We start from the raw sequence: 14958 nt of genomic DNA, 5'->3' as shown, positions 1-14958 counted from the left end.
TTTCTTCGGAGCTGCCTTTTTAGCCACTACCTTTTTCGCTGCTTTCTTCGCTACTACTTTTTTAGCAGGAGATTTCTTTACCGCTTTTTTAGGAGCTGTAGATTTAGTGGCAGGTTTTTTCGCTGCTTCTTTAGCGGAAGCAGTCTTGGCAGGTTTAGCAGGAGCTTTAGGAGCTGCTGATTTTGCTGAGGGCTTCTTCTCGCCAGCAAATTTCTTCGCCATCAGGTTCAATGCTGACCCGGCTTTGAACCACTGGATCTGGTTAGCATTGTATGTGTGGTTTACAGAAATACTTTCTTCAGTACCATCGCTGTGGTGAAGAACCAGCGTGAGAGGTTTTTCAGGAGCGAATGAAGTCAGGCCAATGATATCAAACGAATCATCTTCCTTAATCTTGTTATAGTCGTCCTTGTTAGCAAAAGTTAATGCTAACATACCTTGCTTCTTCAGGTTGGTCTCGTGTATACGGGCAAATGATTTTACCAATATAGCGCGTACTCCCAGGTGACGTGGCTCCATCGCGGCATGTTCGCGTGATGAACCTTCTCCATAGTTTTCGTCACCTACTACGATCGATCCTATACCTTCTGCTTTGTAGGCACGTTGTACTTTTGGTACTTCATCGTATTCACCTGATACACCATTCTTAACACTGTTGATCTTCTCGTTGAAGAAGTTGGTAGCACCAATCAGCAGGTTGTTTGAAATGTTATCGAGGTGACCACGATACTTGAGCCATTTACCAGCCATAGAGATATGGTCGGTAGTACATTTACCTTTTGCTTTAATGAGCAGACGCAGACCTTTCAGATCTGTACCTTCCCAAGGTTTGAATGGATCAAGTAATTGCAGACGATCCGATGCAGGATTTACTTTTACAACTACACCGCTTCCGTCTTTGGCAGGAGCCTGGAAGCCCGGATCTTTTACGTCAAATCCTTTTGCAGGAAGTTCATCTCCGGTAGGAGGGTCAAGCTTCACTTTCTCACCGCGTTCATTCGTCAGGTAATCTGTGTTCGGGTTGAACGTCAGGTCACCGGCAATCGCGAGTGCAGTAACCAATTCAGGCGAAGCCACGAATGCAAATGTATTCGGGTTACCATCGTTACGTGACTGGAAGTTACGGTTGAAGGAGTGAACGATCGTGTTCTTTTCTTTTTTCTCAGCACCTACACGGCTCCACATACCAATGCAGGGACCGCAGGCATTAGCAAATACTTTCGCACCGATCTGATCGAACGTATCGATAAAACCATCGCGCTCAATAGTATAGCGAACTTGTTCTGAACCAGGTGTGATCGTAAACTCTGCTTTTGTTTTCAATCCTTTGCTCGCTACTTGTTTAGCAAGACTTGCCGCACGAGATATATCTTCATACGAAGAGTTTGTACATGAACCGATCAAACCTACTTCAACAGTTGTAGGCCAACCATTTTTAGCCGCTTCTTCTTTTATCTTGGATATAGGAGTAGCCAGGTCTGGAGTGAACGGACCATTCAGGTGTGGCTCAAGTTCAGACAGGTTGATCTCAACGATCTGGTCAAAATATTTTTCAGGATCAGCATATACTTCCGGATCGGCAGTAAGATGCTCGCGTATACCGTTGGCAAGTTTAGCAACTTCTGCACGGCCGGTAGAGATCAGGTAACGCTCCATGGAGTCATCGTACCCGAAGGTTGATGTAGTTGCTCCAATCTCAGCGCCCATGTTACAGATAGTTCCTTTACCTGTACAGCTCAATGCTTCAGCACCTTCGCCAAAGTATTCTACTATAGCACCGGTTCCACCTTTAACGGTAAGGATACCCGCCACTTTCAGAATAACATCTTTAGCAGATGCCCAGCCATTAAGTTTACCGGTAAGTTTTATACCGATCAGCTTGGGGAACTTCAGCTCCCATGCCATGCCTGACATAACATCTACGGCATCAGCTCCACCGACACCGATGGCCACCATTCCGAGGCCTCCGGCATTTACCGTGTGAGAGTCTGTACCGATCATCATACCACCAGGGAATGCGTAGTTCTCAAGCACTACCTGGTGGATGATACCAGCTCCCGGCTTCCAGAATCCAATACCATATTTATTGGAGACAGAGGCCAGGAAATCAAATACTTCTTTACTTTCTGTATTAGCATTAATCAAATCTTCTTTAGCACCCGTCTTAGCTACGATCAGGTGATCGCAGTGTACAGTAGAAGGTACCGCTACTTTAGGTCTTCCTGCAGACATGAACTGTAACAGCGCCATCTGTGCTGTTGCATCTTGCATCGCTACACGGTCCGGAGCAAAATCAACATATGACTTTCCGCGGCCAAAGTTCTCCAGCTTTTGATCTTCGTGGAGATGAGAGTATAGTATTTTTTCTGACAACGTGAGAGGGCGATTGACAACTTTTCGAGCTTTGGCTATGCGTGCAGGCATATTGGCATACAGAGCCTTGATCATTTCTAAATCGAATACCATAAGAGTTTAAATTTAAAGCGGATGCTAAAGTAGCAATTTTTTTATCGCGAAGAAGTTTCCGCCTCTAGCGTTTGCTTTGAATTCGTTTGCTTTACTTTATCTGATCCTCTTATTTTATCCAACAGGTAATTTAGCTGATGGGTTTCCTCTTCAGTAAGATTGTGTAAAATGTGCTCGAAGCCTTCTACTTCCGGTTGCATACGGTCGAGTATAGTGAGACCAGTCTGCGTGATTCTCACTTCAACACTACGCTTATCTTTTTCACAGAAGTCGCGGGTAACGAGACCCTTAATACGAAGTCGTTCAACGATGCGGGACGCATCCGACATTTTATCCAGCATGCGATCTTTAATGAGATTGATCGATGCATGACCTGGCAATTGACCTTTTAAGATCCGCAGTACATTATACTGCTGCCGCGTGATGTCGTGTTTCTTAAACACAACGTTCATCTTGTCTACCACGTGATAATTCGTGAAGACCATGTTCAATAAGGCTTTCTGAAACTCGTTTCTGAAATCCTCCTGGTAGATATCCTGTTCTAATGACATATAGCGGGGGTTTCTGGGTTTAGACACCCAAAGTAGGCATTAAAGAAATCCGCCAGACAGAATACCTTAATAATCCGGTACAACACCTATATGGAAATCGGTACCGGTTATCCCTATTATTTGCTGTTTATATAATTCAGGAACTCTCTTTTGATGTTTTCGTCTTTGAACTTACCTGAAAAATAGGCTGTGCCGGTTTTACTATTTGTGTCGCCTACACCACGAGATGCTACGCACATGTGGTTGGCATCGATCACAACACCTACATCTTCAGTCTGCAGCACGCGCTGCATTTCTTTGCCGATCTGAACAGTGAGACGCTCCTGTACCTGAGGACGTTTGGAGAAATATTGAACGATACGATTGATCTTGGAGAGACCAATTACTTTACCGCTGGAGAAGTAAGCCACGTGGGCTTTGCCATATATAGGTACAAAATGATGTTCGCAGTGAGAGTAAAACGTAATGTCTTTCTCCACGAGCATCTGATCATAATTATACTTGTTATCAAATAATCGAGAGTGCGGACGATTTTTTGGATTGAGACCGCTGAATACTTCTTTCACATACATCTTGGCGACTCTGCGCGGTGTACCATTGAGGCTGTCGTCAGTAAGATCAAGACCCAGTATAGTCATGATCTCGCGAAAATGATTTTCAATCTTCTCGATCTTTTCCTCATCATCCATGTCGAATGCATCCGGACGGAGAGGAGTTTCGGCAGAAGTACCTACGTGGTCTTCTGAAAAGTCTCCATCATTAGCTGATTGGATATTCAACGAAATTCCTTTCTGTCTCATACAAAGTAATTTTCAATTCAAACTTAGAATCAATCTGTTGCCGAAGTATTCTCCAGATAACGATGGCTATATTTTCGGCAGTCGGGTTTAGTTCTTTAAAATAGTCAAGATCAAGATTCAGGTTACGGTGATCGAACTTAATCAACACATGTTCCTTGATCAAATCACTCAACACTTTCATGTCATACACATAACCGGTAGCCGGGTCAGGTTCTCCTGTAACGCTTACAATCAGTTCGTAGTTGTGCCCGTGAAAATTGGGATTGTTACACTTGCCAAACACTTGCTGATTTTTCTCCGAAGACCACTCGGAATTGAAAAGTCGATGAGCTGCGTTAAAATGTTCCTTCCTCGATACCTTAATCTTCATGTCATAAAGGTAAACAGGTTTAGGGTTAAAAGGTTCAGTGTAGAATTTTTAATCGGCAAAATTACCGGTTACTAAAAATTAGAAAGTGTAGTGGTTTGAAAACCAAAAACAGCCAGGTTCAATCCTAAAGTAACTTCATGTGTATTGAAGCGTGTGCCGACAGAGTTGCCTGTGGGTACTTCGAATACATATCCGAACCGATAAGCACTTGCAAACCTGAGCTGTACTAAAAAACCAAACGTGTTGGCATTACGGGTAAATAGACCCGCTGAATATTTCTGATCCAGGTTGATCGCTGCCGTATAGTCAACCGATACTGGAGCACCCGGAATATATTTTACAAGACATGAAGGCTTAAAGCGTACGCGAGGCGAAAGGTAGAACATATAGGACAGGGTTCCATAGTAATGCTGATCGTATAGTTCTGCTTTTACAGATTCGTTCGTGTTATCGTCTGATAGTACTATGGTAGAGCGAAGCATGCGCGGAACTGACAAGCCTGCAAAGAATTGTTCGCTGCTGAGTATAATACCCGCTCCGAAGCTGAGCTTGGTAATATTCAGATTGTTGCTAAAAGCAGGGTCAGACGGATCGTAAGCATTGAGTGCATCGTTGTTGGTTCTGAAGTTGATGAAGCCCGCCTGTATACCAAAGGATAGCTGCATGGTATTTAACTTAAGCCGGTAAGCATAAGTAGTATAGGCTTCGGTATTTTTGTTCACTCCGGTTTTATCCTGAACCAGTAATATGCCGAGTCCCATCTTGTTTCGACTCACGGATGAATGCATGCTTACATTAAACGTAGTAGGGCTGCCATCAAAATTACTCCATTGCTTGCGATATGATACCGATGCATTGAAGTTGTTATTCAACCCGGTATAGGCAGGATTGATCACCAGCGGATTGTTGAGGTATTGCGCATAGAGCGGGTCTCCCTGGGAAAAAGTTTTGTGGTAAATTCCCAGGAGCAGGGTCAGGTAGAGGTACTTCATGCGCTTACTGCTTTAATGAAAGATATCCGGTTACAGGAGAGGAGGCATCAGCAAACTCGATCTTATAGAAGTAGGTACCACTCGGCAGATCTTTACCATGATCGTTCATTCCTTCGAAGCGCTTTCCCGGAAGATCATTGGTATAATTCTGTACTTCAAACACTTTATCGCCCCATCGGTTAAAAATAGAAACACGGTTATCGACCGGCGGCAGATATTCAATGCGCATGAATCTATTGTCGCCTATGCTTTTGGGAGCCACTGCATTATATACTACAATCTGGCTCTTCTGATTCATCTCGCTCAACGACTTTACATCGATCGTAATGATATTCTCCGAACACGCTTTCATCAGGTCGCATGCCTGTATAGTAAGGTTATCAATGCCGGAGAAAGATTCTTTGTACTGTATATTCAGCTTATAATCGGCCGTGATCGAAGCCACTGCTCCGCTCTTTGGCATCTTGATGATGGTGATGCCGGATGGATCGAGGTTGTTATCGCGATCGGTAATGATTGTGAGCAGGTCAAGCTCAATGGCTGATCGTGTTTGAATTACGATCTCTTTCGTGTCTATTACCGGAGCTGTGTTGCACTGTATGGAAGCAGTAAGTATATAATCGCCACCGGTTAAACTATTAATGTCTTCCAGGTTTGCTGTATAACCATCCGGACCAGTCCAGGTGATAGTAACAGGAGCGGCTGGCGATGCTATGGTTGTTTGAATAGATCCGGAAGGAGCTATACAATGTGTGTTATTCGTAGTAGCATCAATAGTAACTGATAAAGGTTGCTCTGATTTATCCGCAATGATAATTGCCTGATTGCCCGAAGCATCAATAGTGGCTACGCATCCGGTACTTTTATCGGTTACGGATACTCCGTAATTACCAGGTGACAGCCCTGCTATATCTTCTGTGGTTACACCATTACTCCAGCGTATGGTGTAGTCGTTGCTTGCTCCGGGATTAAGATCAATAGCGCCATTGAAAGGAGTGGAGCACAACGTGTTATCGGTTTTGGTGAAAGTAAATGAAGGTACCTGTGTTCTGTCGGCAACAACAAACTGCTTGTTTGCCGAGCATCCCGAAGTATTGTCCAGCACATAGGCACTGTAGGTAGAGGCGGTAACATTGGTAATATCTTCTGTACTGCTGGCAAATGTGCCAGTCGACTGATTATACCAGGTATAGGTATAATTACCGGAACCATTGCTTACGGTAATATCAATACTTCCGTTGCCTGGAGCACAATGTGTTGAAGGAGTAATCTTCTCCGCTATAGCCAATGTGGCGGCCGATGTGTTGGATAGGTAAATATACTGATCAACCGTGCAGTCCTGAGTTTTATCCTTGACAGTCAGTATATAATTGCCGCCTCGTAAACCGGTGATCGAAGCTGCGGTATTGGTCACTTTCGTGCCATCCGGGTATTGCCATTGGTATGAATAATTACCGGAACCACCCGTAACGATAGCCGAGATACCCCCAGTAAAAGGAGAAGCACATTTGCTGTTACTGGTTGAAGTATAACTTACTTTCAGTGCCGATTCAATGTAATAGTAGAACATGGTAGTGCAACCCGTGTTCTTGAGGTCAGTAACTTCCAGGTAATAAGTGCCTGGAGCAACACCCGCCAGGTCTTTTGTATTACCGACGATGTTGAAGTTCTTATTATACCAGAGATAGGAGTAAGATCCGGAGCCTCCGTTGATAGTAACTTTTATAGATCCATCGCTGGAGCTACAGGTTTTGGATTGTGTTACAGTGGCAATGTCCAGCAACTGGCAAGTGGCCGCACAGGTTGATTGTACTTCCCATGACCGGGTATATATACAATCGCCACCATCTTTCAGTTGAAGGGTATAGGTGCCGGAGTTAAGGTTGGTGAGGTCTTCAAGGTTTGAGGTAAAGCCTGCGGGGCCCGACCAGTTGTAAGTATACTTACCTGATCCACCGGTTACAGTAATAGTGATGCTGCCGGCTCCTGCCTGACAATCTTTAGGTGTAAGCTTGTCGAGGGAAACATTAACCGTTTGCTGGTTAATGTGAACTATTTTCTGAACAATTTTGGTTTGCCCAAACACGGCCTGGCTACAAATCGCCAGCAGTGTGAGCAATACTGCTAAAAGAACGCGATATTTAGGGCTCAAGGTAGAAAGGTTTTAGGATTAAGGTTAACCGAATATATCCTATAAAGTAATGATTTACTATTCTTTCTGTGTTATTTTGATTATTAAGTAGTTAGATTGTTTTACTTAACCGATAAGTTGCAGTGAAATTCGAGGAGATTAAAGCTAAACTGGAAGAATATAAGGCTGATGGCAAGAAACTTTTTACAACTTCATCGTTTCAGTCGCATAGCCTGGTGCTGCTCCATATCCTGAGCAGGATCGATAAGTCTATACCGATATACTTCATCAACACCGGGTATCATTTTCCGGAGACGGTGCAGTTCAGAGACTACATCGGTGAGCAATTCGGATTGAATATCATTGATCTCAAGTCCGATGTGCCCAAGTTTATGCAGCGCGATGCCGATGGACGTTTGCTCTTTACTTCCGATCCGGATCATTGCTGCTATCTCAACAAGACCCAACCAACGGATGCCATCCTGCTTTCGCATGATGTATGGATCAACGGTGTGCGTGCCGATCAAAGTGCTGTGCGTGCCGCGATGAAAGTAGAGCAGCCAGCCAAGCATGGATGTACGCGCTTTCACCCGATGCTCGACTGGAACGCCAAGATGATCTGGCAGTATCAAAAGGAATACAATCTTCCCAAACATCCATTGGAAGAAAAAGGATATATCAGTATAGGTTGTGAGCCGTGTACCCGTAAATTAGACCCTGAAATGCAGGAGCGTGAAGCTCGCTGGTTCGGTATGAACAAGGTAGAATGCGGCCTGCATACGGATTTGATCAACAAGTAGTATTAATTCAAAGATGAAAGTATTAGTTACCGGAGGTGCCGGATATATAGGCACTGAGCTGATCAGTGCGTTAATAGCAAAACCAGAAGTAGAGCAAGTAATAGTATACGATAATCTGAGTAGGCCCAACTACAATATGTTTCTGGGACTGCGGTTGCAGAATTATACCAAGATCACGTTCGTAAAAGGTGAGTTGCTGGATTCGCGCGCCCTTCGAAAAGTACTGAAGGGTATAGATGTAGTATATCACCTGGCGGCCAAAGTAACGACTCCTTTTGCCAATGCCGATGCGCATTCATACGAACAGGTAAATCACTGGGGCACAGCCGAACTGGTTTATGCTGTTGAAGAAAGTAATGTAAAGCGCTTTATCTATACCAGCAGCACGGGAGTATATGGTTCTTCCAAAGAAGCGGCTGATGAAAACACGGCTCCGGATCCACAGACGTTATATGCTATCTCTAAATTAAGAGGAGAAGAACACGTTCGCAGGCTGGCTGGAAAAATTGATACCTATATTATGCGCTGCGGAAATGTATACGGCTATAGCCGGAGTATGCGTTTTGATGCCGTTATCAACAAGTTTGCCTTCGAAGCCAATTTTTCCAAGCTCATCACTATACAGGGCGATGGCAAACAATCCCGAACATTCATTCATGTGGATAGGGCGGCCCGAGCATTGGCCAACCTTCTCACTGCCCAACTAGGCAACGGAACATACAACCTTGTTGAACGCAATTTGAAAGTAATTGATATATTGGATGCGTTGAAGGAGCTTATTCCACCGCTCGAGTTTATTTTTATTAACCAGCATCTTCGTTTACACGAGCTGAATGTAAAAGTAAACCCGGAAGTAAATAAGCTTTTAGGCGTGGTGAACGACCAGCCACTGAAAGAAGAACTGGAAGAGTTTCTGACCAGGTTCAGTTATTAACTTTAACTCTGCTTTTTGTTAATCCCACTGCATGCAAAATATTGCTACCGTTATTGTATTGCTTGCCGTAGTCACTGCCCTGGCGGAGGTGACTGACCGGATCAAGATACCGTATCCTATATTATTGGTAGTGGCGGGTATCCTGATCGGGATGATACCGGGCTTGCCTTCCATCTCGCTCGATCCTGATATTGTCTTTCTTGTCTTTCTTCCCCCTGTGCTTTATGCTTCGGCCTGGAATACTTCGTGGCCGGATTTTAAAGCAGCCAAGCGTCCCATCATTCTACTCGCTACAGGGTGTGTGATCTTTACTACCTGCGCGGTTGCCTGGGTGGCGCATATGGTTATACCAGGTTTTAATTGGGCAGAAGCTTTTGTATTGGGTGCAATCATTTCTCCGCCAGATGCTGTCGCTGCGGCAGCCGCCATCAAGGGCTTGAGTGTACCCAAGCGTGTTATCACTATATTAGAAGGAGAGAGCCTGGTGAATGATGCAACTGGTTTGATTGCGTATAGATATGCCGTTGTAGCAGTAACCACCGGAGTATTTAGTGTGTGGGATGCCAGTGTGCAATTCTTTGTTGTAGCACTTGGTGGAATTGTATTGGGACTTCTAGTGGGATGGATATTCAAGTGGATACATAAATTTACTCCCGACAACCCGACTACTGATACAACCCTTACTTTTCTGGCACCCTTTGTAGCTTACCTGGGTGCGGAGTCCATACATATTTCCGGGGTATTGGCTGTAGTCGCTTCCGGTTTATATGTGAGTTGGAATTCCAGCGAGGTGTTCTCACAGCAAACCAGACTTCAGGCGTATGGCTCGTGGAATACGGTGTTGTTCATTTTGAATGGAGTCATCTTTATTCTTATCGGGTTACAGCTTCCGGAGATCATTCGAAATTTAGGAGACAATTCTTTTTGGGCTTGGAAGTATGCAATCATTATAAGTATAGCAGTAATTGTCGGCCGCATCATCTGGGTATATCCCGGCACGTATATACCTCGGATCAGTAAAAAGATTCGTAAGCGTGAGCCTGAAGTAAATCTTAAACTGACTACCATTGTAGCATGGTCGGGTATGCGTGGCGTTGTATCCTTGGCTGCTGCATTAGCACTGCCTCTTACCGGCAGAGGAACAGAACCTTTCCCTCACAGGAATCTTATTATCTTTCTGACCTTCTGTGTTATCTTTTCAACACTTGTATTACAAGGACTTACTCTGCGGCCGATGATCAATTGGTTTGGTTTGCAGGCAGATGGAAAAGACCAGGAAGAAGAACAGAAAGCAAGACTATTAATTGCATCTTCTGTTATTGAGCATATCGAAGAGAATTACTCTTTGTCGTTGAGTGATGAGGTGCTCAACCAGATCAAAACAAAATATGAAATCCGTATTCAACGGCTGCGGAAAGATCAATCAGAGAAAAAACTGAATGAAGCAGAGATACATGAGTTTCACAGACTTCAACAGGAATTGCTCAACAAGGAAAGGAAAGATCTTTTGCAGATGAGAAGAGAGGGGAAGATTGGAGATGAAGCCCTTCGAAGAATAGAGTACGAACTCGATCTTGAAGAAACCAGGCTTATGCTGGATCAGCAAACTGCAGCTTAGATTTTCAGGTAAAAAAGGTATAAAAACAAAGAAGCGGGTATTGCCCGCTTCTTTTATATACAGCTATATCTATAGCTTATTCGCAAAATTCATCGAACACTTCTACTAAGTGTTGGCCGATCATCTGGGCATTTCTGCCTTCAATGTGGTGGCGCTCGACAAAGTGTACCAATTCACCATCTTTGAAAAGTGCAATGGAAGGGGATGATGGAGGATAAGGAAGCGTATATTCTCTTGCTTTCGAAACGGCCTCTTTATCAACACCAGCAAATACGGTAGCCAGGTTGCTCGGCTTTTTAGATGAAGATTGTAAAGCCCACTTCACTCCGGGTCTGGCAGCACCTGCTGCACAGCCACATACAGAATTGATTACCAGCAAGGTTGTTCCTTTTTGGTTTTTCAGGTAGCTATCCACCTCTTCAGGTGTTTTTAGTTCAGCAAAACCTGCGCTTGTCAGATCGGTGCGCATGGGTGCTACTAATTGTTCGGGATACATAGTTTATTGTCAGTTAAAGCTGATAGTATTATAACAAATTATAGAAATCCTAGTTCAAGTTTCGCAGCCTCGCTCATCATGTCCTGCGAGTATGGTGGGTCAAAGGTAATTTCAACTTTCACATCGTTGACACCTTCGATGGCTTTAATTTTTTGCTCTACTTCTCCGGGAATTACCTCAGCCGATGGGCATGAAGGAGAAGTGAGCGTCATTTGTACATAAATATTATTGATCGGGTATACATTGATCTCGTAGATGAGGCCCAGCTCGTAGACATCCACTGGAATCTCCGGATCGTAAACCGTTTTGATGGCTTGTATCACCTTGTCCCGCAGTTCGGGTATTGAAGTTTCTGATACCTGTATATTTTCCACTTGCTCACTCATGATTTCACTTCCATTTTGGTTTTAAAAGCGAGCGCATATAGTTTCATCTGTTTGATCATGGCCGCAAAACCATTCGAACGTTGTGTGCCGATGAATCGTTCCATGCCGATCCTGTTCATAAAATACAGGTCAGCATGTAGAATAGTATCAGGTGTTTGGCCATTAAAGATTCTCACCAGTAAGCTCACCAGTCCTTTGGTGATGGCTGTGTTACTATCGGCAGTGAAGTATACTTTGCCATCTTCTATTTTTCCGGACAGCCATACTTTCGACTGGCATCCTTTCACAACATTGTCTTCTGTTATTTCAGCGGCTGGCATTTCGGGGAGCTTCTGGCCTAACTCCATAATATAGAAGACCGTCATCTCCATGTCTCCATCCAGCAGCGAAAATTCACTGATTATCTCTTCCTGTATCTGGTCAACCGTCATCTGTTACTTCATGAAGTTAATGATCCGCTCGAGGCTTTCCACGAGATGATCAATCTCTTTTCTTGTATTATAAACGGCAAAAGATGCCCGTACAGTTCCTTCAATACCATAGCAAGTCATGAGAGGTTGTGTGCAGTGGTGACCGGTGCGAACAGCTATACCGCGTGCATCCAGCATCTGACCTATATCAAAATGATGTATACCTTCTACTGTAAAGGAAAGAACGCTTACTTTATTTTTGGCAGTACCTACCAGGTTTACACCCTTTAGTTTTGAAACGCGTTCAGTGGCATAGGTGAGCAGGTCATGCTCATGTGCCGCCATGGCATCTCTTCCAAGCTCCTGGATAAAATCCATCGCATACCGGAAGGCCACAACATCGGCAATGTTAGGTGTACCTGCTTCGAATTTGTAAGGGAGATCATTATACGTTGTTTTAGCAAACGTAACTTCTTTGATCATCTCTCCACCACCTTGATAAGGAGGCATTTTTTCGAGCAGATCTTTTTTTCCGTATAGTATACCGGTGCCGGTAGGTCCATACATTTTGTGTGATGAAAGACAATAGAAATCACAATCGAGATCCTGCACATCTATTTCAATATGCGCTCCTGATTGTGCTCCATCAATCAACACAACGGCTCCGACACTATGTGCCAGTGCTATAATCTCTTTAATCGGGTTGATGGTTCCAAGACTATTGGACGCATGATTAACCGCTACAATTTTGGTTTTTGATGAAAGCAGTTTTGTGAAAGTGTCTAAGTCAAGTTCACCTTGCGGAGAAACGGGTATAGTTTTCAGCGTAGCCTTTTTCTCTTCGCATACCAGTTGCCAGGGAACGATGTTCGAGTGATGTTCGAGTTCTGATACAATGATCTCGTCTCCTTCTTTTATAAACGCCCGGCCATAAGAAGCAGCTACCAGGTTTATACTTTCTGTTACACCTCGGGTAAAGATGATCTCCTGCTCGGACTTAGCATTGATGAAACGCTTCGCTGTATGGCGGGTTTCTTCATACGCTTTTGTTGCGCGCTCAGCCAGTGTATGGATGCCGCGATGAATGTTTGCGTTATATCCCTGATAGTAATCAACCAATGCATTAATTACCTTCAAAGGCTTTTGCGATGTAGCCGCATTATCAAGATATACCAGGTCGCGGCCATTCACTTGTTGATGCAACACCGGAAACTCTTTCCGAATAGCATCGATATCCAGTTTCCGATCTATAGCAGCAGGAGAGGAAGTCATACTCAAAAATCTTTGTGTAATCTTTCGCTGATTACGTTATCGAGATATTCTTTAATTACCGGATTCTTCACATTGTCCAGCACCTCACCGGCAAATGCATAAAGCATCATTGCCTGTGCCGTATCTTTCGCTATACCACGTGCCTGTAAATAAAAGAGTGCTTCTTCATCGAGTTGTCCGGTAGTACAACCGTGTGAACATTTCACATCATCAGCCCAAATCTCCAACTGAGGCTTGGTGTTAACCGTTGCCTTGTCGGTGAGAAGTATATTTCGGTTCGCCTGAAATGCATTGGTCTTTTGTGCATTCGGGCGAACATAAATCTTACCGTTGAATACACCTTTAGAACTGTCGCCCATAATACCTTTGTAGAGCTCGTTACTGAAGGAGTTAGGTTTTTTATGATCCACAACGGTATGGTTATCCGCCAGGGTATCATTCGCCAGCAGGTATAAACCATACATGTGCGATTCGATACCTTCACCATCCAGTGTAAATTGTAAATTGTTACGGATCAGTTTTCCGTTCAATGTAAATGTATAGGTATTTACACGACTGAAGTTTGACTGATGAATTTGCGTTAATCCGAACTGGTAACGCGCACCCGGATCATTCTGAATGGAGTATAATTCCAGACCGGCATTTTCGGAAACTACCGCTTCAGTGACAGCATTGGAAAAATTAGCAGACGTGCCCTTGGAATCGAACTTCTCCATCACAGTTAGTTCACTGCTTTTTCCAACTACGATCAGGTTACGGTTAAGCGATATAACCTGTCCTTCCTGTGCATCGTGAATGTGATATAGTATAACAGGTTTATCGGCTACTATTTTATCGGGAACGTGAATGAAGACACCATCGCTGAATGAGGCCGTATTCCAAGCAACCAATGCATCGGCTTTAAAGTCGGCATAGTTACCAAGATGTTTTTCAACTATACTGTTGCCCGTCAGTAATGCTTCCTGTAAGGAGAGGATTGTAAAATTACCGGCTTGTATAGAAGATGCTTCTTTGGAGAAAACACCGTTGATGAATACCAGTACATGAGCATCAAGCCCTTGTATTTTGTATGATGCTATATCCAATTTCCCGGATACAGGATTCTTCAGCGAGAGATTGAAGTTCCTTTCAAGCGCTCGTGTTATAGGAGTAAATTTATACTCTTCTGCTTTGTTAGCAGGGAATCCAAGTGTACGGAAGGAGTCAAGTGCTTCTTTCTTTAGCATCTGACCGGCAGCGCCTGCCAGACTCTTTTCGATCTCTGACGCTACCTCGGTTGTTATATTCTTTTCTGTTGCTGCAACACTCATCATCTACACATTAAGCGACAGAAACTTCATCTTTAATCCAGTCATATCCTTTGGCTTCCAGTTCAAGAGCCAGTTCTTTTGTGCCAGACTTCACAATCTTTCCTTTATATAACACGTGTACAAAGTCAGGCACTATATAATCCAGCAAGCGCTGATAGTGAGTTACTACAATTACTGCGTTCGACTTATTACGAAGTTTATTCACACCGTTAGAAACGATCTTCAATGCATCAATGTCAAGACCAGAATCTGTCTCATCCAGTATAGCCAGCTTTGGTTCGAGCATTGCCATCTGGAAGATCTCGTTACGTTTCTTCTCACCACCGGAGAACCCTTCGTTGAGTGAACGATTCAATAATGACTGATCGATCTCTACGAGTTTCATTTTCTCTTTCATGAGACCGAGAAACGAAACAGCATCC

General features: G+C 43.9%; 14 protein-coding genes and 1 pseudogene. 3 read left to right on the top strand and 12 right to left on the bottom strand.

Annotated features, from left to right (window positions below):
- Positions 1–219: 219 nt before the first annotated feature.
- The 6 genes and pseudogenes from VIN08_RS26320 to VIN08_RS26295 all read right to left on the bottom strand — a co-directional run.
- Positions 220–2466: pseudogene (locus tag VIN08_RS26320) on the bottom strand (aconitate hydratase); the annotation flags it as partial.
- A 41-nt stretch (positions 2467–2507) separates the two neighbouring features.
- On the bottom strand, positions 2508–3017 hold the full coding sequence (locus VIN08_RS26315) for a MarR family winged helix-turn-helix transcriptional regulator (RefSeq protein ID WP_331972123.1): 510 nt from the start codon (positions 3015–3017) through the stop codon (positions 2508–2510).
- Between the two features lie 116 nt (positions 3018–3133).
- Positions 3134–3817, bottom strand: coding sequence for a GTP cyclohydrolase I FolE (gene folE, locus VIN08_RS26310; RefSeq protein ID WP_331972120.1), 684 nt, complete (start codon positions 3815–3817; stop codon positions 3134–3136).
- Positions 3777–4187, bottom strand: a complete 411-nt coding sequence (locus VIN08_RS26305; RefSeq protein ID WP_331972117.1) for a 6-carboxytetrahydropterin synthase — start codon at positions 4185–4187, stop codon at positions 3777–3779. Before VIN08_RS26305 ends, folE begins: the two co-directional genes overlap by 41 nt.
- A gap of 71 nt (positions 4188–4258) precedes the next feature.
- Positions 4259–5179, bottom strand: coding sequence for a type IX secretion system membrane protein PorP/SprF (locus VIN08_RS26300; RefSeq protein WP_331972114.1), 921 nt, complete (start codon positions 5177–5179; stop codon positions 4259–4261).
- Between the two features lie 4 nt (positions 5180–5183).
- Complete coding sequence (locus VIN08_RS26295) at positions 5184–7331, bottom strand: gliding motility-associated C-terminal domain-containing protein (protein ID WP_331972112.1); 2148 nt, start codon at positions 7329–7331, stop codon at positions 5184–5186.
- Positions 7332–7453: 122 nt separating this feature from the next.
- On the opposite strand from VIN08_RS26295, the gene VIN08_RS26290 reads away from it, so the two are divergent.
- The 3 genes from VIN08_RS26290 to VIN08_RS26280 are packed head-to-tail and all read left to right on the top strand — an operon-like array spanning position 7454 to position 10662.
- The gene (locus tag VIN08_RS26290) at positions 7454–8110 is read left to right on the top strand and encodes a phosphoadenylyl-sulfate reductase (RefSeq protein WP_331972109.1); all 657 of its coding nucleotides are present in this window, start codon (positions 7454–7456) and stop codon (positions 8108–8110) included.
- A 13-nt stretch (positions 8111–8123) separates the two neighbouring features.
- Positions 8124–9044, top strand: a complete 921-nt coding sequence (locus tag VIN08_RS26285) for an NAD-dependent epimerase/dehydratase (RefSeq protein WP_331972106.1) — start codon at positions 8124–8126, stop codon at positions 9042–9044.
- A gap of 31 nt (positions 9045–9075) precedes the next feature.
- Positions 9076–10662 carry a Na+/H+ antiporter gene (locus tag VIN08_RS26280; RefSeq protein ID WP_331972104.1) on the top strand — a complete coding sequence of 529 codons (1587 nt, stop codon included), beginning with the start codon at positions 9076–9078 and terminating at the stop codon, positions 10660–10662.
- A gap of 76 nt (positions 10663–10738) precedes the next feature.
- Here the strand turns inward: VIN08_RS26280 and VIN08_RS26275 are convergent, their stop codons facing one another.
- From VIN08_RS26275 to VIN08_RS26250, 6 genes are all read right to left on the bottom strand, one after another.
- Complete coding sequence (locus tag VIN08_RS26275) at positions 10739–11158, bottom strand: BrxA/BrxB family bacilliredoxin (protein ID WP_331972101.1); 420 nt, start codon at positions 11156–11158, stop codon at positions 10739–10741.
- Positions 11159–11196: 38 nt separating this feature from the next.
- Positions 11197–11544 (bottom strand): SUF system Fe-S cluster assembly protein, encoded by a 348-nt coding sequence (locus VIN08_RS26270; protein ID WP_331972098.1) that lies wholly within the window; start codon positions 11542–11544, stop codon positions 11197–11199.
- Positions 11541–11975: a SufE family protein gene (locus VIN08_RS26265; RefSeq protein ID WP_331972095.1), complete on the bottom strand. Its 435-nt coding sequence runs from the start codon at positions 11973–11975 to the stop codon at positions 11541–11543. The genes VIN08_RS26270 and VIN08_RS26265 overlap by 4 nt, the downstream gene beginning before the upstream one ends.
- Positions 11976–11978: 3 nt before the next feature.
- Complete coding sequence (locus tag VIN08_RS26260; protein WP_331972092.1) at positions 11979–13226, bottom strand: cysteine desulfurase; 1248 nt, start codon at positions 13224–13226, stop codon at positions 11979–11981.
- A 2-nt stretch (positions 13227–13228) separates the two neighbouring features.
- Complete coding sequence (sufD, locus tag VIN08_RS26255; protein ID WP_331972089.1) at positions 13229–14539, bottom strand: Fe-S cluster assembly protein SufD; 1311 nt, start codon at positions 14537–14539, stop codon at positions 13229–13231.
- A 7-nt stretch (positions 14540–14546) separates the two neighbouring features.
- A partial coding sequence (locus VIN08_RS26250) for an ABC transporter ATP-binding protein (protein WP_414693316.1) occupies positions 14547–14958 on the bottom strand: 412 nt, incomplete at its 5' end.

The sequence above is a fragment of the Ohtaekwangia sp. genome (assembly GCF_036568665.1).
Lineage (GTDB): Bacteria > Bacteroidota > Bacteroidia > Cytophagales > Cyclobacteriaceae > Ohtaekwangia.
This window is presented reverse-complemented; position numbering and strand designations above follow the sequence as displayed.

Bases quoted from the DNA above. Each gene is read 5' to 3' on its own strand.
- VIN08_RS26285 (WP_331972106.1), top strand. From the start codon at position 8,124: ATGAAAGTATTAGTTACCGGAGGTGCCGGATATATAGGCACTGAGCTG.
- VIN08_RS26270 (WP_331972098.1), bottom strand. From the start codon at position 11,544: ATGAGTGAGCAAGTGGAAAATATACAGGTATCAGAAACTTCAATACCC.
- VIN08_RS26265 (WP_331972095.1), bottom strand. From the start codon at position 11,975: ATGACGGTTGACCAGATACAGGAAGAGATAATCAGTGAATTTTCGCTG.
- VIN08_RS26315 (WP_331972123.1), bottom strand. From the start codon at position 3,017: ATGTCATTAGAACAGGATATCTACCAGGAGGATTTCAGAAACGAGTTT.
- sufD (WP_331972089.1), bottom strand. From the start codon at position 14,539: ATGATGAGTGTTGCAGCAACAGAAAAGAATATAACAACCGAGGTAGCG.
- VIN08_RS26300 (WP_331972114.1), bottom strand. From the start codon at position 5,179: ATGAAGTACCTCTACCTGACCCTGCTCCTGGGAATTTACCACAAAACT.
- VIN08_RS26305 (WP_331972117.1), bottom strand. From the start codon at position 4,187: ATGAAGATTAAGGTATCGAGGAAGGAACATTTTAACGCAGCTCATCGA.
- VIN08_RS26260 (WP_331972092.1), bottom strand. From the start codon at position 13,226: ATGACTTCCTCTCCTGCTGCTATAGATCGGAAACTGGATATCGATGCT.
- VIN08_RS26280 (WP_331972104.1), top strand. From the start codon at position 9,076: ATGCAAAATATTGCTACCGTTATTGTATTGCTTGCCGTAGTCACTGCC.
- VIN08_RS26275 (WP_331972101.1), bottom strand. From the start codon at position 11,158: ATGTATCCCGAACAATTAGTAGCACCCATGCGCACCGATCTGACAAGC.
- folE (WP_331972120.1), bottom strand. From the start codon at position 3,817: ATGAGACAGAAAGGAATTTCGTTGAATATCCAATCAGCTAATGATGGA.